At 49.5% G+C, this 26,022-nt stretch carries 17 protein-coding genes and 1 pseudogene; 17 read left to right on the top strand and 1 reads right to left on the bottom strand.

From position 1 onward, the window contains the following. Positions 1-54: 54 nt before the first annotated feature. From R6242_RS08615 to R6242_RS08650, 8 genes and pseudogenes are all read left to right on the top strand, one after another. Positions 55-2,931: a type VI secretion system Vgr family protein gene (locus tag R6242_RS08615; RefSeq protein WP_318426125.1), complete on the top strand. Its 2,877-nt coding sequence runs from the start codon at positions 55-57 to the stop codon at positions 2,929-2,931. Further along, on the top strand, positions 2,928-4,451 hold the full coding sequence (locus R6242_RS08620) for a hypothetical protein (protein WP_318426058.1): 1,524 nt from the start codon (positions 2,928-2,930) through the stop codon (positions 4,449-4,451). Before R6242_RS08615 ends, R6242_RS08620 begins: the two co-directional genes overlap by 4 nt. Positions 4,452-4,459: 8 nt before the next feature. Beyond that, entirely contained in the window at positions 4,460-5,434 is a 975-nt protein-coding gene (locus R6242_RS08625) for a PoNi-like cognate immunity protein (RefSeq protein ID WP_318426059.1), read from the top strand. Between the two features lie 535 nt (positions 5,435-5,969). Continuing rightward, a pseudogene (locus tag R6242_RS08630) lies at positions 5,970-7,793 on the top strand (DUF2345 domain-containing protein); the annotation flags it as partial. A gap of 78 nt (positions 7,794-7,871) precedes the next feature. Further along, entirely contained in the window at positions 7,872-12,365 is a 4,494-nt protein-coding gene (locus R6242_RS08635) for an RHS repeat-associated core domain-containing protein (protein WP_318426061.1), read from the top strand. Positions 12,366-12,372: 7 nt separating this feature from the next. Further along, a complete protein-coding gene (locus R6242_RS08640) occupies positions 12,373-12,834 on the top strand; it encodes an SMI1/KNR4 family protein (RefSeq protein WP_318426062.1) in 462 nt (153 codons plus the stop codon). Between the two features lie 29 nt (positions 12,835-12,863). Next, complete coding sequence (locus R6242_RS08645; RefSeq protein ID WP_318426063.1) at positions 12,864-13,544, top strand: Imm43 family immunity protein; 681 nt, start codon at positions 12,864-12,866, stop codon at positions 13,542-13,544. A gap of 98 nt (positions 13,545-13,642) precedes the next feature. Continuing rightward, positions 13,643-14,611: a transposase gene (locus R6242_RS08650; protein WP_318426064.1), complete on the top strand. Its 969-nt coding sequence runs from the start codon at positions 13,643-13,645 to the stop codon at positions 14,609-14,611. A 1,209-nt stretch (positions 14,612-15,820) separates the two neighbouring features. Here the strand turns inward: R6242_RS08650 and hpaR are convergent. Next, entirely contained in the window at positions 15,821-16,255 is a 435-nt protein-coding gene (gene hpaR / locus R6242_RS08655) for a homoprotocatechuate degradation operon regulator HpaR (RefSeq protein WP_293936351.1), read from the bottom strand. A gap of 446 nt (positions 16,256-16,701) precedes the next feature. Between hpaR and hpaH the strand changes: the two genes are divergently transcribed. From hpaH to R6242_RS08700, 9 genes are all read left to right on the top strand, one after another. Next, the gene (gene hpaH, locus R6242_RS08660; RefSeq protein ID WP_318426065.1) at positions 16,702-17,505 is read left to right on the top strand and encodes a 2-oxo-hept-4-ene-1,7-dioate hydratase; all 804 of its coding nucleotides are present in this window, start codon (positions 16,702-16,704) and stop codon (positions 17,503-17,505) included. A 93-nt stretch (positions 17,506-17,598) separates the two neighbouring features. Next, entirely contained in the window at positions 17,599-18,375 is a 777-nt protein-coding gene (locus R6242_RS08665) for an HpcH/HpaI aldolase/citrate lyase family protein (protein WP_318426066.1), read from the top strand. Positions 18,376-18,433: 58 nt separating this feature from the next. After that, complete coding sequence (locus R6242_RS08670) at positions 18,434-19,390, top strand: helix-turn-helix domain-containing protein (RefSeq protein ID WP_318426067.1); 957 nt, start codon at positions 18,434-18,436, stop codon at positions 19,388-19,390. A 30-nt stretch (positions 19,391-19,420) separates the two neighbouring features. Then, the gene (locus R6242_RS08675) at positions 19,421-21,013 is read left to right on the top strand and encodes a GMC family oxidoreductase (protein ID WP_318426068.1); all 1,593 of its coding nucleotides are present in this window, start codon (positions 19,421-19,423) and stop codon (positions 21,011-21,013) included. A 50-nt stretch (positions 21,014-21,063) separates the two neighbouring features. Further along, entirely contained in the window at positions 21,064-21,855 is a 792-nt protein-coding gene (locus R6242_RS08680) for an SDR family oxidoreductase (protein WP_318426069.1), read from the top strand. 16 nt (positions 21,856-21,871) lie between these two features. Next, positions 21,872-22,678, top strand: a complete 807-nt coding sequence (locus tag R6242_RS08685) for a MoaF C-terminal domain-containing protein (protein ID WP_318426070.1) — start codon at positions 21,872-21,874, stop codon at positions 22,676-22,678. A 75-nt stretch (positions 22,679-22,753) separates the two neighbouring features. Further along, positions 22,754-23,149: a nuclear transport factor 2 family protein gene (locus R6242_RS08690; protein WP_318426071.1), complete on the top strand. Its 396-nt coding sequence runs from the start codon at positions 22,754-22,756 to the stop codon at positions 23,147-23,149. Between the two features lie 250 nt (positions 23,150-23,399). Further along, on the top strand, positions 23,400-24,305 hold the full coding sequence (locus R6242_RS08695) for a transporter (protein WP_318426072.1): 906 nt from the start codon (positions 23,400-23,402) through the stop codon (positions 24,303-24,305). A 169-nt stretch (positions 24,306-24,474) separates the two neighbouring features. Beyond that, positions 24,475-25,980: an aldehyde dehydrogenase family protein gene (locus tag R6242_RS08700; RefSeq protein ID WP_318426073.1), complete on the top strand. Its 1,506-nt coding sequence runs from the start codon at positions 24,475-24,477 to the stop codon at positions 25,978-25,980. Positions 25,981-26,022: the final 42 nt, after the last annotated feature.

Genomic DNA, 26,022 nt, shown 5'->3' on the forward strand with positions numbered 1-26,022 from the left:
ATTTAGTGTTCTTTAAAAAAACAGATTCAATAAAACAAATGGGGTCAAACCACGATTAATTTCAATCTGCTTGCCTCTTTTGCCGCTGCTTTTACCCAAGATCACCGTCTAATCAGCCTGCAGCTGGGTGATGGTGCAGCTTGGGGCGAGCAGCTTTTGCCGCAATCCATCAGCGGCCAAGAGGGGGTGAACCAAGCTTATCGCTACCAAATTGATTGCCTATCGCCAGACGGCTCTTTAGAGCTGAAATCGCTACTGGGATTGCCGGTGGTGATTGCCATTAGCGATGCCGATGGCGGGGTGATTGAGCGCTGCGGGGTGATTAGCCAGACCAAATTACTGGGCTCAGATGGCGGTTTTGCTAAATATGGCTTAACCATTGAGCCGCCATTTGCCCTACTGCGCTACCGCCGCACTTCACGGGTTTTTCAAGATTTAAGCGTTCCAGACATTATTAAACAGGTGTTAGCCGAACATCAGGCAATGAACCCCGTGTTTGCTGCTGTACAAACGCTGGATTTCAAACTTAGCGGCACCCAGCCGCCACGCTCTTATTGCCTGCAATATCGAGAATCAGATTTTGATTTCTTGCTGCGCCTTATGCATGAGCAAGGCTTGGCTTGGCGCTTTATACATTTACCTGGCGATTCGCCACAGGTGCAGCTGATTGTATTTGACGATGCCTATGCCCTGCCGGAGGCCGCCGACCCACAGGTGCGCTTTCATCGCGCTGACGCTACAGAAAAATCAGACTCGCTAACCTCATGGCATAGCCAGCGTCAGGTGGGGAGCAGCAGCGTTGCGCTCGCCAGCTTTGATTACAAATCTGTGCAGACCCGCAGTAGCCTAGATGCCAGCGCGGTGGATCAGGGCGAAGGTCGGCAGCAAATTCAAACCGGCTTAGAAGATTACGACCCGCAAAGCCATTATTACTCTAGCGATGCCGAAGGCTTAAGCCACTACGCTAAATTGCGTCAGCAAGCTTTAGACGCGCAAAAGAAATCATTTACCGGCTCTGGCACGCTGCGCTCTTTACAAGCTGGGCAGTGGTTCCAGCTAGAAGACCACCCCGCCCACGAGTGGGATACCGCCGAGCAACGCGAATTCGCCATTACCGAGCTTAAATTCACCGCCAATAACAATCTGCCGGTGGATCTGACACAGCAATTGTTGCAGCTGGCACCAGGCCTGCTTGGCGCTGGCGACAAAGACGCTGCCAAGCCCTACCAAGCTGACTTTACCGCCCAAAGACGCGGCCAACCGCTGACGCCTGCCTTTGCTCATGAAACATTCAGCAAACCCCAAAGCCGTGGCGTGCAAACCGCCACCGTAGTCGGCCCCGCTGGCTCAGAAGTCCATACCGACGAGCAAGGCCGCATTAAAGTGCAGTTTCACTGGCAACGCGCCGCCGAGCACCCAAGCTTTGGCGCCAACCTAGACGATAAATCGTCCTGCTGGATACGCGTCTCCATGCCATCCGCCGGTGCAGGCTTTGGCCACCAGTTTATCCCGCGCATCGGCCAAGAAGTTTTGGTGGATTTTCTTGAAGGCGATATCGACCGCCCGATTGTGACTGGCCTAGTCTACAACGGCAGCCATCCAACGCCCGCGTTTAGCGGCGCTGGCAGCTTGCCCGCCAATAAAACCCTATCAGGCATCAAGAGTAAAGAATTTGAAGGCGGCCAATACGGCGAGCTGCTGTTTGATGACTCCACCGGCGAAGTGCGTACTAAATTATCTAGCGAGCACGGTAAAACCCAGCTCAATATGGGCTATTTGATTCACCCAAGAACGGACGGAAAAGGTGAGCCACGCGGCGAAGGCTTTGAATTACGCAGCGATAAACAAGGTGCCATTCGCGCCAGCGGCTTACTCATCAGCACCGAAGCTAAAGGCGGCGCATCCGGCAAGCAGCTCGACCGCAGCCCCGCGCAAAGCCAGCTAGAATCGGCTTTAGAAACCTCCAAAAACCTCGGCGAATACGCCACCAAACAACTCGCCGATAGCATTGAAACCGGCGATGACGATCAAACCATCAAGCCCGACAACAGCGCTGGGGATAAAGCCAGCCACGGCCATCTTTACCACCACGTACACGCCAGCAAAAGCTTTAAAGCTGGCTCAAACACGGATAAAGACGGTAAGACAAAATCTAAAGAGCAAGCTGGCCTACAAAAAATTATCCTACTGCACGGCGAGGACGGCGTGGCGATCACCAGCCCGCAAAGCCAGACCATTAGCGCAGGCAGCAACCTAGACCACGTCGCCCAGCGCGACATCAACCAAAGCAGCGGCCGCCGCTGGATACATAACGTCGGATCACACATCAGCCTGTTTACCGGCGGGATTAAAGACAAAATAACCATGAAGTTCATCGCCGCCAAAGGCCAGCTGCAAATGCAGGCGCAAAGCGACGACATCGAAATCACCGGCGACAAAAACGTCAAACTCACCGCCATCAAAGGCAAGGGTCTCTTTAACGCCAAGCAAGAAATCCTACTCACCGCCGGTGGCGCATATATCCGCATCAAAGACGGCAAGATTGAGCTGCATGCACCGGGGAAGGTGAGCATTAAAGGCGGCAGCCATGATTGGGGTGGGCCAGCAAAGCAAGACTCAGACTTCCCCTTTATGCCTAAGCCTGAAAATAAAGATAATTGGATAGAGTTAAATTATGGGTATAACGATCTGGAGCCCGTTAAAGGTGCTCCGTTTAAATTGAAATACCCAGATGGAACAGAAATCAATGGGGTATTGGATGAGAAGGGCTTTGCTCGAGTCCAAGGCGTTCCCCTTGGCTCTGCGCAAGTAAAATTAGGTGAAGATAACCGTAAATGGAATGCAAAAAATAAAACTGAGAATCCTCATGCAGGCTCTGCTTCCGACGCGGAAGCCGCACTGGCTCTCATTAAAGGCATGTTAAAAAAATGAGTATAAATAGCAAACGTGTCATCTCTATCATTCCAGTAGAAACCAGCTCAACAGACGCAATTAGGATGGCAGTGCGGGAAGTCGGCCAGTTTCTTGGTTTGTTTTACCCAGCGGCACTGATCGCTCAACATGAAGTTGCGGAAAAAATCACAGGCCAATGGCTTTCCCGCATTCAAGCTTTTCATAATGGCGATGATTTTTTGCAATTAGTCAGAGACTATTTGCAATCTATTCTTGGCGGTGGAGAGCGCAGCAAAACATCGGATTCCCTTGCATATTATTTCAGTGGATTTATGCCTACTTACGGGGCTTCTTGCACGCTGATTGATATGGTTTACGATGGCAGGGAGTGGTCTGAAATCAAAGCCTTTATGCATCATATTGGTTATGGTGATGCCCGAAAGTATATTGAAGAATTTGATTACAAAGGAGCACAGACCAAGATTAAGTCAGAGCATAAGGCATGGCTGGATATTTTAAAGCAACAAGATACTGCGCTCCATCTGGCGCAAAATGGTCCGCCAGTTCAACTTGCTTTTGCTCCAAGCCCTAGCTACTTGCCTACGATGACGGATGTGCCACTAGAGCCTGTGACCATGCCTAAAACGGCGGCCGCACCTTCACGCCTTGCATCCATGACTCGAATTGCTTTGTCTCCAGTGATGATTGGCTTACTTCTGCTCACCATCCCTGGCAATGCAATGCAGGAAAATACGGAGCAGCAAGAGCTGGATCGAATGGCAGAGCGGGAAACTCGCCGGAAAAAACTGGCTGAAGAAAAGAAAAAACTGATTATTTTAGAAGTTGCTCAAGCCAATACTGCGACATCTAATACAACTAATAATCGATGTACGGATCAAGTAGATCAGAACAAAAAAAATGGCGCAGAATGTGAAAGTGATGGCTATGGGATCATGGAAAAATCCCTTTTGTATAAGCGCTTAATTGACCCACCAAAAGGGAAAGGGCTGGATGGCCTGTTTGAAAAGCCAGAGCAGGAAAAAAACAAACCTAGCCCATTTCCTGCATTAGTGACCCAGCCTAAAGCAGGAAAAATAATATTTATTCCTGCCGAAGCAACACCACCTAACATTAAATATGCATGGGATAAACAATTTCCATTTCCTTCATACCCACGTTTTGTGGTATTTGAGGCAAAAAATATTGCTAAGCACTTTGATGAAAAAGATACCGAAGGGATAACAAAAGAAGCGAAAAATAGACTGAAAAACACGTGTGATGGGCAGCAAATGGGAACGAAGTGGACAGAAAAAAGAATTCCTTCCGCCTTAAAAAAAGACAAATCAAAAAATAAAAAAGAACAGAAAGATCGCATGGATGATATACGAGAAAGTGGGTATGCCCGTTGGGTTTTTATATGCTTACCAGGCCCTTTAGGCAATACGAAAGGCACTAAAATTTATATATTTATTGATGTAGATTCCTCTGGAGTAGATTTAAATAGTTTGAAACCAAAAGAACGAAAATCTTCATCTACAAATAATAATTCTGAATTTTAGGAGGATATATGACATTTAACAAATCACGCAGGCAGCGCTTTATAAGCGAAGGACATTATCATGAATTTTCTGATGATTTGCTAGACACAGTACAGCGCTCAACGATTAAGCTAACTAATTCATCTTTGGATTTACGCGCAAGACAATCTTTTATGTGGGCCATTGCAACATCTTTTTTTGAAATACTTATTCTTAAGTACACAGCAGGGCAACCTATTGAAACCTTAGATCTTGATTTTATTAAAACCATCGATGCCTTTGAAATTTTTATTGATGAAGAAGTGCGCAAACAAGGCGAGGCATTAAGCCTAGAAATCACCCAATTAGAAGCATATGTTTACGTCATGTGGTTGTTGTCTCTTGCCAAGTTACTCGGTCATGAAGAGCAAATCCCCCGAATTATGGGTTGGATTAATAAGAACGCTGAATTTAATCGTCACCGTGATGGTTTATTTGAATATATTGTTCAAAAACTTAGCCCTGAAACTGGGCCAATTGAGCGCACGTTGTTGCATGCCGATGTTTATCGCCCTCTGGCCAAAGTGATTGTTTCCCCAGCAGAAGAGCGCCCCGCTTTAGTTAAAGCCTTTCTGGATGGCTGGTACAAAAAAATGAAAGATTGCTATTGGTATGGTTCCCATACAGATGCAGTCGGCCATTCTTCTTACTTTGGCTATTGGGCCTTTGAAGCGGCCTTAGTTACTTTTCTATGGGATGTTGATGACAGCAGCTATCGTGATCATTTGCATTACCCAAAAGACTTGATCGACTTTGCCCGCTCCAGAGCAGAGCAACCATCGCCCGATACTGATTCAGGCCCACAACGTGTTGTAGCTAACCAGCCCTGCCCGCAATCAGGCTACTGGTACACCCCTGCCAAACAAAACAGCCGTGCCTTATTTAAGGGGGGAGAGTTAATGCCTGATTTCCCTACATCTACTTACGGCGCGACGATTTGGTATTGGGATCAGAATCAAGCATAGATTTGCCGATCTTTAACAATTTAAGCAAGGCCAGAATATCGAGTGGGATGGCACAGACGCCAAATCCAAAGCGATTCGTGAATACGCCGACGATGGCAGCAACAGCATCCAGCTCGAATATGTGCCTGATCTGCGCCTGACCATCACCACCGATGTGCTGGCGCAAGAGACTTACTATTACTTTTATATCGACGGCTATGTCTATCGCACGGTTTACCCCGATGGCAAAGAGGAATGGGCCTTCAGGGACGAAGCTAAAAACCTAACCAAGCACATCCACCCCGATGGCACGGCTGAAAGCTTTATCTATGACGACAAAGACAATTTGATCGAACATATCCGCCCGGATCAAACTCGGGTGTTGATGGCTTATGACGATAAAGACCAACTGATCCACATCACAGACCCTACCGGTCATGAATGGCTGCGCGAATACGATGCCCAAGGCAATCTCACCAAAGAAACCGACCCGCTGGGCCATAGCACCCAATACAGCTACAACCCGCAGGGCCTGCCGGTCGCGATTAAAGATGCCAAAATTCAGCTACATTGGCAGCGAGCTCAGGAGCACCCTGAGTTTGGCGCAAACCTAGACGATAAGTCGTCCTGCTGGGTACGCGTCTCCATGCCGAGCGCCGGTGCAGGCTTTGGCCACCAGTTTATCCCGCGAATCGGCGAAGAAGTTTTGGTGGATTTTATCGAGGGAGATATCGACCGGCCCATCGTCACCGCCGTGGTTCACAACGGATCTCATCCACCTTCAACATTCAGCGGCGCAGGCAGCTTGCCCGCCAATAAAACCCTATCTGGCATTAAGAGTAAAGAATTTGAAGGCGGCCAATACGGCGAGCTGTTGTTTGACGACAGCAAGGGCGAAGTGCGCACCAAATTATCCAGCGAGCACGGTAAAACTCAGCTCAACCTTGGCTACCTAATCCACCCGCGTACCGACGGAAAAGGCGAACCACGCGGCGAAGGCTTTGAGCTGCGCAGCGACAAACAAGGTGCCATTCGCGCCAGCGGCCTGCTGATCAGCACCGAAGCTAAAGGCGGCGCGAGCGGCAAGCAACTCGACCGCAGCCCAGCCCAAAGCCAGCTTGAGTCCGCCCTAGAAACCGCCAAAAACCTCGGCGAATACGCGACCAAACAACTCGCCGACAGCATCGAAACCGGTGACGATGGTCAAACCATCAAGCCCGACAACAGCGCAGGCGACAAAGCCACCACCGGCCACTTGCACCACCATGTGCACGCCAGCAAAAGCTTTGAAGCGGGTAGCAATACAGATAAAGACGGCAAAACCAAATCTAAAGAGCAAGCTGGCCAACGCCCCGAAGGAAGTCCTCTTGGGGGACAAAAAATCATCCTGCTGCACGGCGAAGATGGCGTGGCGATCACCAGCCCGCAAAGCCAGACGCTGAGCGCTGGAACCAACCTAGATTTAGTCGCCCAGCGCGACACCAACCAAAGCACAGGCCGCCGCTGGATACACAATGTCGGCCAACACATCAGCCTATTTGTGGGCGGCGTAAAAGACAAAATCACCATGAAGCTGATCGCCGCCAAAGGCCAGCTACAAATGCAGGCCCAAAGCGACGATATCGAAATCACCGGCGACAAAAACGTCAAACTCACCGCCATCAAAGGCAAGGGCCTCTTCAACGCCAAGCAAGAAATCCTACTCACCGCCGGCGGCGCGTATATCCGTATCAAAGACGGCAAGATTGAGCTGCATGCACCGGGGAAAGTGAGCATTAAAGGCGGGAGCCATGATTGGAGCGGGCCTGCGAGTTTAAACCCACCTTTGCCAGCATTTGCAGGCAAGGCACCTGCCGTAGGTGATATTCAGCTCCATCATTTCTATGAAAACATGGAAGGGATTAAAAGCGGCAAGTACACCCTGCTGGACTTGAATGGCAATAAGCATGAAGGGGCTTTGGATGCTGAGGGCAAAGCGCTAGTGAGTGGTTTGCCGATGGGCGCAATCAGCGTTGCCTTTCAGGCGGATCCCCGCGCACCTAAAAATCAGGAGCGTAAGTTCGATATTCCTAAATGGCCCCAAGCGCCTTTAGCGGCCAATAAGATCGTCGAGGAGGCGCAAGCCTTAAGCCAACTGGAAGGATTAATCCCTGCGGCCAAGGCTAAAGCGGCTCAGCTGGCGACTCAATCTGCGGCTCCATTGATCGCTGAACAACTTGCCCCCGCCAAAGCACTGCTGGGGCAGGCAGAACAAGGCTTAGCACAAGTTCAGCAAGTGCAGGCTCAGGCCCAGCAAGGGCTGGATCAGCTGAAACAAGTTCAAGCCAAGGCGGAACAAGCGCAGGCCTTACTCGATCAAGCCAGAAAAAAAATACTTTGAGCCTGACCACCCAATAAGCATCGCCTCCTATAACCCCACCTGGCGTCACACCCAGGCTTACTATTGCTGAATAAAAATATGGGCACATACCTTAATCCTACCCCCGCAGAAACCAAGGGCGAATACACCGAGCGCGGAGAGCTAGTGCGTGATGTGATGAAGCAATACGCGCTGGTACCGTTGGATGCGCAATTGTCTAAAGACGTGCAAAGCAATGTAGGGGAGTTTGATAAGTGGATTCAGGAGCTAACGGGCGGCAAGTTATCGCTGAATGATTTACAAATGGTTTTGGCGGGTATTCCCGTAGTGGGCAATCTGATTGCGGCCAGCGATGTGATTATTGGCTTGTATGAGTTAACGCAAAAGCAAGAAGAACCCGGCCTGATGGATTGGTTTGGCATTGGGGTAGACACGATAGGCGTGATTCCGTTGCCACTGGGCTTGGCCCCGCTGCGTATGACTTTGCGCCCAGTGATTGCCGTCGTGAAGCAATCGGTGGTTGCCAATAAAGGCGCGATTGCCTCTGCCGTGGTTGAAGTGATTATCAGCCATATCATGGCTGACCAGCGGGTGGCAGCTACCGTAGAAACGGCGGTTAAAGACCTGAGCAAAGCCATTCAGCCGATTATGGAAAACGTGGCAACGTTTATCATGGGTCTGATTGATCAGTTTGCTTTATTCCTCAGGCAACTATCGAGTGGAGAGCTGGGTAAGTATCGAGCTGTTCCAGCGGGGGTTGCTTACAACAAAGGCACCAATTTCCGCGATGCCAAGGCCACTAAGACCAGCATTTTCCATGCCCTGCTAGAGATTCATGCCAGCGCCAGAAATGTGGTCATCAACACCATTAGCCAGTTGGCGCTCGCTAAGGAGCAAAAAGAATGGCTATGGCAAGCTGCAGATCACTTAGAGCATAAAATTTCACCGCTGGTGAAAGCGAAGATGAAAGATCTGGGCGATGAAAAAGTACAAGGCGGTATTGCCCATCTGCTCAAAACCTTGTTAGAACGTCTGGCGCATAAAAAAACCAATAAAACCCATGGCTCCGCCACGCCGGGGGTGAAGTCTGAAGCCAAATACCGCGTCTCCCAGCAGCAGGTTGAAAAATCCCGCAAACTTAAAAAAGCAGAAAAAGCCCCCAATAACTGCAAAAGCTGCCCGATTACTGGCGGCACCGCCCATTCGATTGGCTTTGCCCTTGGCGAAGAAAGCTTCAGCCACACTGATTTTGTATTGACCGGCGTGATGCCTATTGTTTGGGCCCGTACTTATAACTCCCGCTTAGCTCGTTTTGACCAAAGCAGCCAGGGCGCACGCTGGCTGACGCCATTCCATACGCGCTTTGATCTAAGCGACGATGGCATGGTGTATATCGACGATCAGGGACGCGAAACACCCTATCCCCGCTTAAAAGTAGGCGAACACCACCAAGACCGCAGCGAAGGCCAAACCCTTAGCCAGTTGAGCGACAAACTGCTCACCGTGGCGCATGGCCATGAGCTGCTTGAGATTTTTGAGCGTCATGGTGAAAGCTATTTGCTGGCCATGCTGCGCGACCGGGCAGGTAATGAAATTGTGCTGGATTATGATATTCAGGGCCGTTTGAGCCGCCTGAGGAATGGCGAATCACCTTGGGCGCTGCTGCAATACGATGCGCACAACAGAATCAGCAGCATTAGCTTAGCCAGCACGCCCCCTCGTCAACTCGCCAGCTATCAGTACAACGATGCGGGCGATTTGATAAGTGCCAGCGACGAAGACCAGCAGCGCTGGCAGTATCAATACCAACAGCACCTGATTACCCGCTACACCGACCGCACCGGCCGGGGCCAGAACATCGAGTGGGACGGTACAGACGCCAAATCCAAAGCCATTCGTGAATACGCCGACGATGGCAGCAACAGCATCCAGCTCGAATATGTGCCTGACCTGCGCCTGACCATCACCACCGATGCGCTGGCGCAAGAGATTTACTATTACTTCGATATCGATGGCTATGTGTATCGCACGGTTTACCCCGATGGCAAAGAGGAATGGGCCTTCAGGGATGAAGCTAAAAACCTGACTAAGCACATCCACCCCGATGGCACAGCAGAAGGCTTTATCTATGACGACAAAGACAATCTGATAGAACATATCCGCCCGGATCAAACGCGGGTATTGATGGCCTACGACGATAAAGACCAGCTTATCCGCATCACTGACCCAAGCGGCCATGAATGGCTGCGCGAATATGATGCCCAGGGCAATCTCACTAAAGAAACCGACCCGCTGGGCCATAGCACCCAATACAACTACAACCCGCAGGGCTTGCCCGTAGCGATTAAAGATGCCAAAGGCGGCAGCAAAAAACTCGCCTATCTGCCTAATGGGCAGCTCAGCAGCTATACCGATTGCTCTGGCAAAACCAGCCAATGGCAATACGATGCCCGTGGCCGCCTGATTGTGGCGCAAGATGCCGCAGGCAATGCCAGCCAGTATCACTACGGTAGCGATGGCCAGCTGGCTAAAGTCGTCAATCCTGACGGTACACACAGCCTGCTGCAATACGATGCCGAAGGCCGCTTACTCAGCCACACCGACGCGCTGCAAGCTAAAACCCAGTTTGATTACGACCGCGCAGGCCGAGTCAGTAGCCGCAAAGACGCCGCCAATCAAACGCTGAACTACCAATACGATAAGCTGGGCCGCCTGCTCAGCCTGATTAATGAAAACAAAGAGGCTTATCGTTTTACTTACGATGCCGCCAGCCGCCTGCAGGAAGAAACCGACTTCGGCAATAAGCGCACCCGTTACCAATACGAAGCAGAAACGGGCCGCCTGCAGCAAATCAATGAAGCGGGGAAAATCACCACCCTTGCCTACGATGAAACCGGGCGCTTAAGCGCAAGGCAGAGTGGCCAAAGCAGCGAGCGCTTTAGATACGACGTATTAGGGCGGATTTACGCCGCCAAAAACCAATACAGCGAATGCCATTTTGGGTTTGATGCCGTCGGCAACCTCATCACAGAGCGCCACGAATACAAGCTATTCGGCCAGCAACAGCAATACAACTGGCAGCACGAATACGATGAACTGGGCAACCGCATCGCCAGTATCCGCCCCGATGGCCAGCGCACCGACTGGCTAATTTACGGCAGCGGCCATGTGCACGGCATGCTGTGGAACAAACAAGAAATCGCCAGCTTTGAGCGCGACGACCTGCACCGCGAAACCCAGCGCATACTGGGCAATCAACTGACCGCTCACACCCACTTCGACAAAATGGGCCGCATCAGCCAGCAAACGCTAACGGGTAAAACCAATAACCAGCGCAGCTACCAATATGATCCAGTTGGCCAGCTGCTGGGCATCAGCGACAGCCGCAGCGGCCAGATCAGCTACCAGTACGACCCAGTCGGCCGCCTTATCGCCGCCAACAGCAGTCTTGGCCATGAAAGCTTTGCATTTGATTCGGCCAGTAACTTAGTCGATACAAAACCGCATGCTGGCAACAGCACAAGCAGCTTACCTGCCATGCCCGCCGTACTCGGAAACTTATTAAAGCAATACGCCGGAACTCATTACAAATACGACGCCCGCAGCAATCTGATTGAAAAGCAGCAAGGCGAGCAAACTACCCAATACAACTGGGATGGCTTTAACCGCCTGAAAAAAATCAGCAACGCAGCAGGCGAAACCAAATACTACTACGACGTATTCGGCCGCCGTATTGGCAAAGAAAATGCACAGGGCAAAACAGAATTCATCTGGGACGGCGACGTCATCGCCCTGGAAAAAACAGCTGAACACACCCGCCACTACCTGTTCGAGCCCAACAGCTTTATACCGCTGGCGCAGATCGTCTCCACCAACGACAGCGAACAAGAACACACCGCCTACTACCACGTAGACCACCTCGGCACGCCGCAGACCTTGAGCGATGAAAACGGCGAAATCGCGTGGAGCGCAGAATATAAAGCATGGGGCGAAGCACAGGTCGTGATTAGCGAAGCGGCTAAAACAGCAGGCATCAATAACCCAATCCGCTTCCAAGGCCAATACTTCGACGAAGAATCCGGCTTGCACTACAACCGCCACCGCTATTACGATCCGGAGATTGGGCGGTTTATTAGCAGCGATCCGATTGGGTTAATGGGGGGATTTAATACCCATGCTTATGCGCCGAATCCGGTGGAGTGGATTGATCCTTTAGGACTGGCAAAGGCATGCTGCGCTTGTGGTGATGAATATGTGACGAGATCGGAAAGGTGGGAGCAACTAGCAAATGATCCTAATACACCATCCCATATCAGAGGCTGGGTAAAAAATCAGCAACGACAAGTAAAATTAGGCAAGCAAAAAGAAGTGAAATCCCCTCCCGGTTATGATTTAAGTCATGAATATGGAAAGGAAAATGATTTAGGTTATGATTATTCGCACGCTCAGCCAGCAACAAGAGCTGATCATCAAGGCGTTCATCATCGCTACTATAGGAAAAGGGGAGGATGCTTTACTGTTGCAATGCCAAAATCAGGAAGCCGTGGGACTGATAAATTAAGCCTACCTAAACCTGGCTCATTACCTAAATGAGGATAATATGAAAGATAATTGCATTAATTTGATTAAAAATGCCAGGATTGGCATTTCGAAAATCATGATCGCACAGCCTGATGAAATAGCTTCTTCAGAGGCTTTACTAGGATGTGCTTTTCCACTCGATTACAAAGATTTTATTGGTGAGGTATCAAATGGAATCGCTTTTGGAAGAATAAGAATATTGCCAGTTTTGTCAAAGAAAAATCTAAAAAAAACTGGTGATTCAATAAGTAGAAACAACAATATAAATACTAGTATATGGTTTAATGGCGATAGTAACGCACTATCGTCCTTTTTGATTTTTGCAACAGAAGAGTCATACGCTTGCTTTGCCTTTAAAAAGGATAGTGATAACTCTGTTTGGTATTGGAATATTAACTCCAACACGATAGAGCAACTTGATTATGATTTTTGGGAGTGGCTTCATGTGACACTGCAGCAAGAAAAGGATTCAATTGGCTAGTAAAAGAAGCCTGTAAGGATGTCTTGACGATGAATTATTTTGTTGCTTTGGAAAAAAAAGAAAAAGGGGCCCCGATAGGATTTACAGGTGCAATTCTCTATGACCGTTTTGTAGAGAATACTAAAGATCTAGATCATGGATATAAACCATGGTATCAATCAAGAGACTTACAGACAGATAAAGTTTTTGAATGCGAAATGTTTTTAATCGTAAAAGAGAAGCTGATTGATTATGAAATAAGAAGCATAAGCTCTGGCATTTATGTGGTTAGCTCAAATTTTCTTGATCTCCTAAGAGATTTTGGATGCCCTATTAAAGAGACCAGCGTTCTGAATATTGTTAATTTACAAGGGACTTGTGTTTCCGAGAAGACTTATTTTGTCGTAAGATTTGAGAGCTCAATCTTTAAGGATAGTGAGCTGATATTTGACTCTAGCGCTAAATTACTAAATGAAGATGGAAAGCTGTTAATAGAGGTATGTTCTCTGAAAGACAATATCAACAGTGATGTGTTCAAATTGCATAAAGCATCCTCTAAACAAGATCCAACGTTTTTTTCTGATCGTTTTGTTAAAGAAGCTCAGTCAAAAAAGTTATTGTGTGGCGTAAGATTTGCCTCAGTAGATGAAGTTGAATGGATGCAAGGACTTAATAGTGATTTGCCTGCATGGGCACTTGAGGATGTTGAACCTATACTTTTTATTAGCTAGGAAAGTGGAGGGGCAGGTTTTATGCCTTTACAGTAATTTAAAACCTGCTCTATAGCTCGTTAGTTACAAGGAAAAAACTAATTTTATAGTTGCAGAATATGGCAAAACATCACCCTTATGAATTAATACTTGAAATTATTAAACAAGCTGAAGCAGGCGCTACAAACAGAGAGCTGAGCCTTGAGCATGGGATAAATAAAAATATAATTAGCGAATGGCGGGTTAAATATAAGGGCATGGATCTTGCCATGATGGAGGATAGGAAAAGTCGGATTCGTGAGAGAATTGCCAATACAAACAAGGAAAAGGCTGAACGGTTGCCTGAAGAAAGTAAAAAGGAAAAGTTAGAAAATATACAGCGGCACCGCTCCTATAACTTTCTCTCTATTCCCCAAGCCGTACAAGACGTCATTCAAGAATGGGCTTCCCTGAAAAATAATGGCGTGACACGCGTACAAATGAATGAAACTCGTTTGAAAATTATCCAGTGCCTTGCCAAAGCTTGGGGCGGAGAATGCCTATCTGCGGAATACAAAACCCACCTAAACTATATGTCTATTCGTTGTGCAAAAGGACATGATTTTGAGATCAAGCCACGACGTTTGATATATGGCAGCTTCTGCCCAATTTGTTATAAGGATGAGGAAGCAAGCCTAAAAACACTGCAAGACTTGGCTGCGGCCCGTGGTTGGCAGAGCCTGGCAACTGAATATAAAAATTGCAAAACGCCCGTCGCATGGCGTTGCGATCAAGGCCATGAATTCAATACGTCATTAGATTCAATTAAAAATGGCGTTGGCTGTATGCAATGCCATAAAGATCGCTATTGGTTTACGCTGGAAAAAATGCAAGGTATTGCAAAACAAAGGGACGGGCTTTGCTTATCTGATCAATATACCCCTTATGATCCAATGCTTTGGCAGTGCAAACGCGGGCATACATGGAAGGCCCTTTCAACAGAAATTTGCAAAGGTCATTGGTGTCAGCAATGCTCGTTTATTGATAAGATTACTAATCCTAAAAGCAAAGCATGGGGTAAATATCAAGCCTCAAAATTGCATCGCTAATTTGTATTTCAGTAGACTTAGCTACCAAGTTACCTTGGTGATAATTCCACTGCAATCACAGCTGGGAAGCCTTTTAATCGCCAAGGCACGTAGTCAAAACATCCGGCACGCCACGCGTTTTTAGCTCAGGTAGCACTGTATGACGTCCGCAAACCTAGCAGCTCCTTGTATCCCCTCATGTTTAAGTAGATCAAACGGGCAAGCCGAGTATGGATTTCTACTTCACCGAGCTGGTTTTGTGGGAGGATTACCGAGCCTTGGGTTTTAGAAGGCTCTAAGGTTTGACTATCTCCAAGGTGTATTTTATGCAGCGCCGTGTGACAAAGATTTTCAGTATTAGGGATAAAATTTGAAGGGCTGAGGCTTACGATACTTAAACTTATGTAAGATTTTGGTATCGCATTTTTTAGATTAGTAAATGTTTTGCTTGCAAATCATCGGTGCAGTATCAGTGCACTGATCAGCTTCGTTGTATTTAGGTAACATATGTTAAGTTGTTGAATAATATAGTTTTTACTGGTTTTTATGTTTCGCTATATTTCTCTTAAATATCAGTAACTTATTGATTTATAAGCAAACTCATAATCCTTTGGTCCTCGGTTCAAGTCCGAGCAGGCCCACCAGTAAATAAAACGGCTTACGCATAGATTGCGTAAGCCGTTTTATTTTGTGCCCCTGAAAAGTACATTTTCAGTGCAGTAACGATTCCTAGAGCCAGATAGATATCTTCACGAAGCCCTGCTTAGGGGCCTAGAAGGGAATAATTCGCTTGAAATGTTGCTCTTCTCATTTCAAAACTTCCCACACAAACAGTAACGCTGAAGGCGGGTGCAGAAGCGCTGAAGATGAAATGGTTCGTGGTGTTTTTATTTAGCGAAGTGCATCTGAGCTTCGCCTTGCTCCCGCCAAACTATTTGACTCTGCTGGTATCACCGTCAGGATTCTGCTGCTCAAAAAATGCAAGACGCCGGTGATGTGCTGTTTATGCACGCGGCAGGGCACCTCGAAATGGGTAAATGTCAGAGCCGTCTGTGGCCAGAGCTCATGGAAAAAATGCGACTACCTCTCCAGATCGTAAGGAATAAGTCCGCTATTCTTGCTGGTTTTCACTTCGATAATCGAGAGGGGTGATGATCGAAGTGCCTATTACGATTAGATCACGGCTGTGTTTCAAGCTGGGCGGGTTTTAAATCGAGCCGCCGTGGCACCTTAGTGGTTCTGGCTATTGGCTAAAAACCGGTCTAGCGCGGCATAAAGCTCTTCGATATTCGCGCCTAGTGGTTCACTTTCTAGTGTTAGATATTCTTGCTCTATCAGCGGAGCAATGTCGTTAAATAGGCGCTCGCTTTTAGCAGTCAGGCGCACATTGACTCTGCGTTGATCAGTATCCATCCGTGTGCGTGTAACCAGTCCTAGCTCTCCCATGCGGGCTAATACGCCGGTTAAGCTTGGGCTGAGAATCTGGCAATTTTCGCAAATTTCCCTCGGCTCCATCATCCCTCGCTCACTCAGCGAGCGAATAATTCGCCACTGCTGCTCGGTAATATTATGGTGGTTCAAAATAGGCCGAAACCGTGCCATGACGACTTCTCTTGCCTGCAGCAACAGTAACGCTAGATTACGATGCTTTAGCGGCTTCTTCATGCTTTTTTCTCCATTTTCAGCGTTACAAAATTTATAGCTTACCCTGATTGACATACTAACATATTAGCGAATAATATAATTAACATGTTAGTGAATTAATAGCCGCGCAGTGAATGTAACGATCCTCGGGACGCAATATGAAAGCAGCCACTCAAGCTCATCAGATTGATCAGGACCTACTATGCGATGACTGCGCTGTGCAGCAGCATGGGCTGCTGTTTCCGCTGCTCAAAAGGCCTGCACTACTTTCAAAACGGGTGCGCAGCGCATCAGATCAGCGGCCGTACGCTGTTGTATTAAATCAGCACGCCTTTTTACTTCAGAGAAAAGTATGGGGCTGGCACGGTCATGGCACATGACTGGGTGCTATATAGCGGCTACCCAGCAATAAAAAATTCGCATATACAAGATTGCAAAGATTCATTTCACTTTACTGGAAGACTCTTATGTTAGCTGAGCACGTCATTCAAGAGCTGGCGAATAAACTTCACCAGGCAGAAAAAAACCGTACTCCGTTGAGGCACTTTTCTAAAGATTATCCACTGATGACAATTGAAGAGGGCTATCAGATTCAGCGTGCGTGGCTGGCGATTAAGTTGGCAGAGGGGCGGGTGATCCGTGGCCGAAAAATTGGCCTGACTTCACGCGCCATGCAGCTCTCCTCACAAATCACCGAGCCAGATTACGCACCCCTGCTGGACGATATGTTTTTTGAGCAGGGCGGAGATATTCCGGTGGCCCGCTTTATTGCGCCACGCGTGGAGGTGGAGCTGGCTTTTATTTTGGGCAAGCCATTAAAAGGGCCAGATATCTCTTTGTTTGATGTGCTGGCGGCCACCGATTATGTGACGCCAGCGATAGAAATTATTGATGCCCGAATCGAGCAATTCGATCGTGATACCAAGGCTCCGCGCAAGGTGACGGATACCATTTCTGATTTTGCCGCCAATGCCGGCATTGTGCTAGGCGGCGCACCCGTGCGCCCACACGATCTGGATTTGCGCTGGGTTGGCGCGATGCTGTTTAAAAATGGAGTGATTGAAGAAACCGGCTTAGCTGCAGGGGTATTAAATCATCCGGCGATTGGGGTTGCTTGGCTAGCGAATAAAATTGCCCCTTATGGTGAGCAGCTTAATGCGGGTGACATTGTGCTGGCTGGCTCGTTTACCCGGCCAGTGGCCGCCAGTGCAGGGGATACCTTTCAAGCCGATTATGGCCGGCTAGGGCAAATTGCTTTTCGCTTTGCCTAGGCGCTAAGCCTGAAAATAGCTAGCCACAGTGCTTAGTTAGGCTGACATCGTTTTGCTTAAGTTCTGCTCATTATTAAAAGGGAAGAAACAGCCATGGATATGCCGCACAACCATTTCAAGCAGGGGCTGGCAGAAAACCGCCTGCAATTGGGTTTGTTTTTAGGCCTAGCCAGTACGCTGAGTGCTGAAATACTCGCCGCTTGTGGTTTCGATTTTTTATTAATTGATGCAGAACACAGCCCAAATGATTTGCCTTCTGTGCTGGCGCAGTTGCAGGCGATGGCGGCGTATCCAGTTTCTGTGATGGTACGGCCAGCCAGTCATGATCCGGTTCTGATCAGGCAGTTGCTAGGGGTCGGCGCACAAACCTTGCTGATCCCCATGGTAGAGAGTGCGCAGCAGGCACGGGATCTGGTGGCTGCGGTGCGCTATCCGCCGCGGGGGATTCGTGGTGTGGGCACGGCGCTGGAGCGTTCAGCCCGCTGGAATCATGTGGCGGATTATTTTGCTCAAACCGAGGCGCAAACTTGCCTGCTGCTGCAAATTGAGTCCTGTGAGGGGGTTAAAAACTTGGACGAAATTCTGCAGGTGGATGGCGTGGATGGGCTCTTTATCGGCCCCGCTGATTTGGCCGCCTCTATGGGGTATTTGAATCAGCCTGCTCACCCAGAAGTACAGGCGGTTATTGAGCAGGCGCTGGGCAAATTGCGCGGGGCAGCAAAAGCCGCAGGGATATTTTCTACTGATCCGCAACTGCTTAAAAAATATCAGGCCAGTGGGGTGCGCTTTTTAGCAGTGGGGGCAGATACGCAGATATTGCGTAATGCCGCTGTAAATCTACGTCAGGGTTTCAGCAGCAAGGCCGCTTAATCCCAAGCTGGTGGTCGGTAGTACATCGTTTGGCCGTACTTAACAGGGTGGGGGCAGCATGTTAACAGCATCTTTTTTGACCAGCACAGTACCATCAGCACAGCGTCGTGCTTATTGGAGCAAGGTGATGTCGGCCTATTTTGGCGAGCACAGTGCGCATTGTGTGAATGAGGGGATATTCGATGCGTGCCTGACAAGGTATGACATTGCTGCCTTACAGATGTATTTGATTTCCTGCCCCCCGCACTGGATAGAGCGTGGCGAAGTCCGGCGTGATTGTCATGCCAGTGATTATATGAAGCTGATTCTGCCCTTAAACGGCGCGGTAAAAATCACTCAGGGCGGCGCCGTGATTCAGCTGGGCTGCGGCGATTGGGGCTTATACGATTCACGCGCACCCTACCGCGTGGATGTCGACGCTACCGAAATCCTGGTGATGCTGATTCCGCGCAGCAGCCTTATCGGTTTTAAGCTAGATGGTTTGCAATGTTCACCGTCGCAGCACCCTGAAACCCGTGGTCTGAATTCAGTGCTGTCTGCCGTATTGCGCTCGCTGGCTCAATATGCTGATGAATTACCCATCAGCGTACATACCTCACTGGCCGAAACCGTATTGGGATTGCTGGCATCGGCGCTTGCCGCCGAGCAGGCCTCCAGACGTGGGCAGCTTCATCTTCCTGCCGTATTGCGTTTACGGGTGAAGCATTTTATTGCCGCGCATATTACTGACCCTGAATTAAGCATAGATAGCATTGCCCATGAAATGCGCTGCTCAAAGCGCTATCTACACCGCATTTTTGAAGAAGAAGGCAAAACCATAGATCGGTATATCTGGTGGTATCGGTTGGAGCGATGCCGCGATACTTTGCAGGCCTGTGCGGGCAGTAAGCGTTCTATTTCAGATGTTGCTTTTTCATGGGGCTTTAACAGCAGTGCTCATTTTGGCCGCATGTTTAAAGAAACATACGGCGTGGTTCCGCGTGATTATCAGCGGGAAGTGATGTTGTCACATTAAGCCTTACCAAAAGAAAAATGGAGTCTGTGTATGACGCAATTTGATTATGTGGTGGCAGGTGGCGGCTCGGCTGGCTGTGTTGTGGTAAACCGGCTGGTAAAGGCTGGGTACAAGGTATTGCTGATTGAGGCTGGGCCAAAAGATGACACGATGTTTATCCATATGCCTGGCACTTTTATCCGAGTATTGGGCACCCGCCGCACTTGGCAGTATCGGTGTGAGCCACAGGCTGCGGCAGCCCATCGCACCATGATTATTCCCCAAGGGCGCACGCTGGGCGGCGGCAGCTCGGTGAATGCCATGATTTATATTCGTGGCACCCAACAAGACTACGACGAATGGCAGGAACAAGGGTGCACCGGCTGGGGCTGGGATCAGGTCTTACCCGTGTTTAAACGCGCCGAAGCGAATCAACGCTTATCGGGTGCATATCACGGTGTGGATGGTTTGCTCACCGTTTCTGATGTGCGCTATCGGCATCCTTTAAGCTTAGCTTTTGTTAAAGCGGCTCAGGAAACCGGCATTGCTTATAACGATGATTTTAATGGTGAGCAGCAGGGCGGAGCCGGTTTTTATCAAACCACTACCTATGAAGGGCGGCGTGCCAGTACGGCGGCAACTTATCTGGCACAGGTGCTGAACAATCCTTTACTAACGGTGGCGACCGATTGCCATGTATGCAAAGTGCTGATTGAGCATGGCGTGGCCACTGGCGTGGTGTACCGCAAGGGCAGCGGTAGCGAAATAACGGTGCGTGCCACAAAAGAAGTGATCCTTGCCGCTGGGGCGCTGGCAACTCCCAAGCTGCTGATGCTATCTGGCATTGGTCCAGCGCAGCATCTAAGCAGCTTTGGCATTACGCCGATCAAGGATTTACCTGCGGTAGGTGAGCATTATCAGGATCATTTAGAAGTACCGGTGTATGGGCGCACCAAGCAGCCCATTAGCCTGCTGGGGCAGGATCGCGGATTAAACGCGCTGAAACACGGCTTGCAATATCAGTTGTTTAAAACCGGCTTGCTCACCTCCAATGTGGTGGAAAGCGGGGGCTTTATGGATACCACGGGCGAGGGTAGGCCCGATGTGCAGTTTCATGTGTTGCCCGTGTTGGCGGGGGACGCCGACCGTGCGCCGCTGGCAGGCCATGGTATTTCACTGAATGTGTGCTTTTTGCGGCCCAAATCACGCGGAAAAATACAGCTGCGCTCTACAAACCCACTCGACCCTATTGTGCTGGATGGTGCTTATTTATCGCATGACGACGATGTACAGACGCTGATTCGTGGCGTAAAACTGGCTCGAAAAATTCTGCGCGCGCCATCGCTGGCCAAGGTTATAGAGCGGGAATTACTGCCTAGCGCCGCCGAGCAACTGAGCGATGCCGCGATAGAAGAACATGTGCGCCTCTATGCCAAAACGGTATACCACCCCGCATGTAGCTGCCGCATGGGTAATTCTGAGCTCAACTCTGTAGTGAACCCTCGCTTACAAGTGCATGGCATCGCCAATTTACGAATCTGTGATGCCTCCGTGATGCCGGATCTCATCAGCGGCAATACCAATGCGCCAGTCATCATGATTGCAGAGCGTTGCGCTGATTTTATTTTGCAGGATCAAGCATAAGGCATCGTAACAACTGTTTTTTCCTTCACCTGAATAAGGACACCCTGACGATGAATTTATTTCAAGGAAAAGTTGCGCTAATCACCGGTGGCGGCACTGGCATTGGGGCGGCTGTGGCTCGGCAGTTTTGTGCTGAAGGGGGCAGGGTGGTTCTGATGGGACGGCGGGCCGCGCCTCTGGCAGAAGTGGCTGAGCCCTTGGGCGGTTTAGTGGTGGTGGGCGATGCCGCAAATCCTAGCGATGTACGCGCCGCATTGCATGCCGCGCGGGAGGCTTTTGGTGGCGTCGATATTTTGGTGGCCAATGCCGGTGGGCATGGTGTTGGGGCCTTGCTGGATACCGATGACACTTCTTGGTCATTATCTACTCGGCTTAATCTGGATACGGCTTTTGTCTGCGCCCGTGAGCTGATGCCTGAGCTGATCAACCGTAAGGGCAATATCGTGGTTTTATCTTCGTTGGCTGGGCATTTTGCTGGGCCTGATGTGGTGGGTTACGTCACCATGAAACACGCCCTGATCGGCCTGACCCGCTCTTTGGCACGTGATTACGGCCGCTATGGGGTGCGTGCGAATGCGGTTTGCCCCGGCTGGGTACGTACCGAAATGGCCGATCAGCAGATGCAGCTGTTAATGGATCGATATCAGCTGCCTGATCTAGATGCTGCGTATGCCATGGTGACCAAAGATGTACCGCTGGGCCGCGCGATCAGCCCGGACGAGGTTGCTCAATCGGTGTTGTTTTTAACCTCTGATCAGGCGCGGATGGTGACTGGCATCTCATTGATGATTGATGGTGGTGCATCGTCGGTTGATTTGCCAACGATTGCATTTGCTCACTAAATAAGGAGTCACAGACATGACACAGATTCGCCCTGCTGGCTGGAAAAACTACGATGACTTTGCCAAAGGCATCGCCACTAATCGCCTGCCCGCCAGTGATGCACTGGTTGGGCGCACTTTACAGTTAAATCTGCCTGACCGATGTCTGACTTTGCGGCTACTAAGCTCTCATGAGCTGCATTGGCTTGAGCAGCTCCATCAGCAGCCTGATCAGCACAGTGGCACGGATTGGTATGAGGCGATTGAAGTGGCGGCAGATACTTATTTTATCGATATGCTGCAGGGCGCACGCCCTCAGGATGCGCTGACGATCGTGGTAAATCTGCGCAGCTTACGCGTGCTGGCGATTCGCTGCCATGTGCAAGCTGCAAGTGAGGCAGGGGCAGAGCCACGTGTACAGCAGACGTTTATGGTAGGCACTTTAGGCAGTGATCCCGCTCTGGCCAGTGGCATGGTGCCGCATGAAAGCCGCAATTTAATTGGGCTGCGTACTTTTCAGCATTACAGCCCTGAGCATACCTATGAGCATACCTATCTGAATTCACTACGTTATGCATGGCAATGTCTGGTGGGAGTACAGCGTGGGCATGGTGATGTGGATCTGGCTAGTTATTACCAGTTTGATGACGAGCAGTATATTTTTACTTTCCGCGAATTCATCATTCCGGTGGCATCCGTGTTCTTTTTTAATTTCTCTAGCAATCGCTCTACCGGTAAGTTTTTGGGGGTGACGGGGGACGGGCAGATTGCCAATAATCCAGCGGGGGCTTTTATAGAAAAAGCGTCTGTCACGATGTATTCCAGTGAGCAGCAACCTCTTTAGCCGCTTCAGAGCGGATGTAAAACTGTTCCAGCGCCGCTGGGCAGTTTTGGCCTAAATCCTTTTTTAGGGAAATACATGATGCGCAGCAATTTACTAATTATTGTCGAACACTATGCGGCATCCGCCAGACAAGATATTGCCGCAATGATGGCTGATCTAGCTGACGATGTGCAATGGACTGAAATGGCCGGTTTTCCTTGCGCGGGAACCTATATCGGCAAGCAGCAAATCATCGAAGGGGTTTTTAAAGTGCTGGGCAGCGAGTGGAATGATTATACGTTCACTCTAGAGCGTTTAATTGATGGTGGAGACAGCATTGTGGGGATTGGTGATTACAGCGCCAGCCACCGTCAGAGCGGTAAAGCCATGAAGGCAAGGGTTGTGCATGTGTGGCAACTATCGGGCGGCAAAATCCGCAAATTTGAGCAGTTTACCGATACTTTGCTGGTGGCTCAGGCGATGTCGTCATGAATGGCTGCGGCCGGTTTTAGATGCATCCCAATGCTAGTTTAAGTGCACTGTTGGTATAAACGAAAGAAGTAGCGCGCCCTACTATGACATGCAGCTGATTTATTACAGATGTTAAGTAAGTAGACAAAAAATATTCAACAAAGCGTAACGCTTACGCCATCCCCGATGCACAGCCAGTGCATCTTGCTGAAGCACTTTTGTTTCCGTACTTAGCACGGTTTCTGATCAATTAACTTAATAAGAGATCGCAATGAAAAAATGCTCAGTCATACCGGTAGCAACGCGCTTATCCCTTGCTATGGCTTTATCGGCCTGTGCCGCCAGTGCACTGGCCACTGAAGGCGGGGGAGGGATGTATCCAAACGGCAACGAGAATTATCTGGTAGCCGCCATGCCACCTCCTGGGGTCTATGTTCTTGAATATCTGATCGGCTATCAGGCCGATAAATTAAGGGATAACAACGGCAATCAGATCCCCCTCGATTTTAACGTCAAGGTTGCCGCAGCTGCGACACGGCTGATTTGGGTGACGGATCAGAAAATTCTGGATGGTCAGCTGGCCTTGCATGTGATTGCGCCACTGCTGAATGTAGATGTGAGCGTAGCAGGCAAAAACCAGTCGCAGACGGGTGTGGGCGATATGGTGTTTGGTGCCGGTTTGGGTTACCACGCTTCCGATAAATTGCACTATGTGTTTGCTGTAGACATTAATGCACCCACCGGCCGCTATGATAAAAATGATCTGGCTAATCTGGGGCGTAATTACTGGAATATCGAGCCACTGGCAACAGTCAGCTATATCCAGAAAAGCGGCTTGAATGCCGATCTGAAAGTCATGTATGACTTTAACGGCAAAAATAAAGACAGCGATTACACCTCCGGCCAGGAGCTGCATGCTGATTATGCGCTTGGCTGGGGCTTTGGTAATGGGCTGGTGGCTGGGGTTGGTGGCTTTCTTTATCAGCAGATCACTGATGACAAAGTAGGGGGTGTAACCCTAGCCGATCAACGTGGCCGGGCGATGTCGATAGGGCCAACTATTAAATACGATAACGGCAGTGGCTTCTTTGTGACCGCCAAAATAGAAAAGGAATTTGGCGTCAGAAATCGTGCTGACGGAACCGGCATCAAAGTTAAATTTAATATTCCCTTCTAGTCAGTTTGGGAGTTTAGTCACCAGGCAAACGTTTTCCAGCATCGCGTTACTCGGTGCCGCATGCTGGAAAAACACTGCTTTCCTGTTTGGTCCATGCCACATTGAATGGGCAGTCCGTTGGCTGGAACAGATCTTTATAACCGTTTATGTGGGTTTTTTGGAGGGCAGTATGGGTCATCCTTTAGCAGAATTTACGCATGGTGAAGTGAAGAAATCCAGTTTTCTGGCCAGACAAAAATTTGGCATCTTTATTGATGGGCATGAATCCGCTACAGAGCGTTATTACCCCGTGATTGATCCAGCCACCGGCCTAGAGATTGCTCAGGTTGCTGATGCCAGTGCAGGCGATGCCGATCGAGCTATTGCCTCTGCTCGGCAAACTTTTGAATCTGACCCATGGGCTGGGATGCGTCCGGCAACGCGTGAGCGGTTGTTGATCAATTTAGCTCAGCTGATTGAAAAACACGGTGATGAGCTAGCCGCGATAGAAACACTGGAAAGCGGAAAACTGCTGGGGGTTGCTAAAGCCATCGATGTGGGTTCTGCCAGCGAATATGTGCGCTATATGGCGGGCTGGGCCACTAAAATTACCGGCAGTACACTGGATTTATCGATCGGATTTCCTCCTGGCGTGGCTTATTCTGCTTATACGCGCCGTGAGGCGGTGGGCGTGGTGGCTGCAATCGTGCCGTGGAATTTTCCTTTGGCCATTGCAATCTGGAAACTCGCTCCGGCGCTGGCCTGCGGTTGTACCGTGGTATTAAAGCCCGCTCAGGAAACCCCGCTGACCGCTCTGCGGCTGGCCGAGCTAGTGATGGAAGCCGGCTTTCCAGCTGGAGCGTTGAATGTACTGACCGGCAGTGGCTCTGAGGTGGGGGAAGCTCTAACCCGCCACCCTGGCATAGATAAAATCAGCTTTACCGGCTCAACCAGTGTTGGCAAACAGATCGCCCATGCCGCTGCCGATAATCTGAGCCGCGTGACGCTGGAGTTGGGGGGTAAATCCCCTATGATTGTGATGGCGGATATGGAGGCGGACGTGGCGGCACAGGGTGCTGCGATGTCGATTTTCTTTAATCAGGGTCAGGTTTGCACGGCCGCATCTCGATTGTTTGTGCAACGTAGCAAAATAGATGAGGTGGTGGAACGGCTCAGTACGATTGCCAACGCAATGAAACTGGGTTCAGGGTTCGATCCCGAATCACAAATGGGGCCGTTAATTTCACAACGGCATATGCAGCGGGTGATGGCGCATATTGAGGAAGCAAAACAGGCGGGTGGCGAAGTCACAGCAGGGGGCTGCACCGAATTTGATCGTGGTTATTTTGTCCGCCCAACCGTATTTATTAATACCAGCGCCGCAATGCGGATTAATCAGGAGGAAGTATTTGGCCCCGTGGTGACGGTGACGCCTTTTGATGAGGCGGAAGAAGCGATACAGCTGGCCAATGACTCGGCTTTTGGATTGGCTGCAAGTATATGGACGCATGATCTGCATCAGGCGCATCGTTTTATTCCAAAAATCAAAGCGGGCATGGTGTGGGTGAATACGCACAATATGCTAGACAATAATCTGCCATTAGGTGGGGTAAAGCAATCGGGTTTTGGTCGTGATTTAGGACATTCTGCAATTGAGCAATTTACTGAATTGAAATCGGTTTGTATTGCGTATTAACAGTGCTCAGTTAAATCAGCATAAATCGGATAAATGGAGAAT

Origin of the sequence: Iodobacter sp. CM08, assembly GCF_033446605.1 — a bacterium.
Lineage (GTDB): Bacteria > Pseudomonadota > Gammaproteobacteria > Burkholderiales > Chitinibacteraceae > Iodobacter.

Coding starts and splice junctions, on each gene's coding strand:
- R6242_RS08620 (WP_318426058.1), top strand. CDS start 2,928: ATGAGTATAAATAGCAAACGTGTCATCTCTATCATTCCAGTAGAAACC.
- R6242_RS08625 (WP_318426059.1), top strand. CDS start 4,460: ATGACATTTAACAAATCACGCAGGCAGCGCTTTATAAGCGAAGGACAT.
- R6242_RS08635 (WP_318426061.1), top strand. CDS start 7,872: ATGGGCACATACCTTAATCCTACCCCCGCAGAAACCAAGGGCGAATAC.
- R6242_RS08640 (WP_318426062.1), top strand. CDS start 12,373: ATGAAAGATAATTGCATTAATTTGATTAAAAATGCCAGGATTGGCATT.
- R6242_RS08645 (WP_318426063.1), top strand. CDS start 12,864: ATGAATTATTTTGTTGCTTTGGAAAAAAAAGAAAAAGGGGCCCCGATA.
- R6242_RS08650 (WP_318426064.1), top strand. CDS start 13,643: ATGGCAAAACATCACCCTTATGAATTAATACTTGAAATTATTAAACAA.
- hpaR (WP_293936351.1), bottom strand. CDS start 16,255: ATGAAGAAGCCGCTAAAGCATCGTAATCTAGCGTTACTGTTGCTGCAG.
- hpaH (WP_318426065.1), top strand. CDS start 16,702: ATGTTAGCTGAGCACGTCATTCAAGAGCTGGCGAATAAACTTCACCAG.
- R6242_RS08665 (WP_318426066.1), top strand. CDS start 17,599: ATGGATATGCCGCACAACCATTTCAAGCAGGGGCTGGCAGAAAACCGC.
- R6242_RS08670 (WP_318426067.1), top strand. CDS start 18,434: ATGTTAACAGCATCTTTTTTGACCAGCACAGTACCATCAGCACAGCGT.
- R6242_RS08675 (WP_318426068.1), top strand. CDS start 19,421: ATGACGCAATTTGATTATGTGGTGGCAGGTGGCGGCTCGGCTGGCTGT.
- R6242_RS08680 (WP_318426069.1), top strand. CDS start 21,064: ATGAATTTATTTCAAGGAAAAGTTGCGCTAATCACCGGTGGCGGCACT.
- R6242_RS08685 (WP_318426070.1), top strand. CDS start 21,872: ATGACACAGATTCGCCCTGCTGGCTGGAAAAACTACGATGACTTTGCC.
- R6242_RS08690 (WP_318426071.1), top strand. CDS start 22,754: ATGATGCGCAGCAATTTACTAATTATTGTCGAACACTATGCGGCATCC.
- R6242_RS08695 (WP_318426072.1), top strand. CDS start 23,400: ATGAAAAAATGCTCAGTCATACCGGTAGCAACGCGCTTATCCCTTGCT.
- R6242_RS08700 (WP_318426073.1), top strand. CDS start 24,475: ATGGGTCATCCTTTAGCAGAATTTACGCATGGTGAAGTGAAGAAATCC.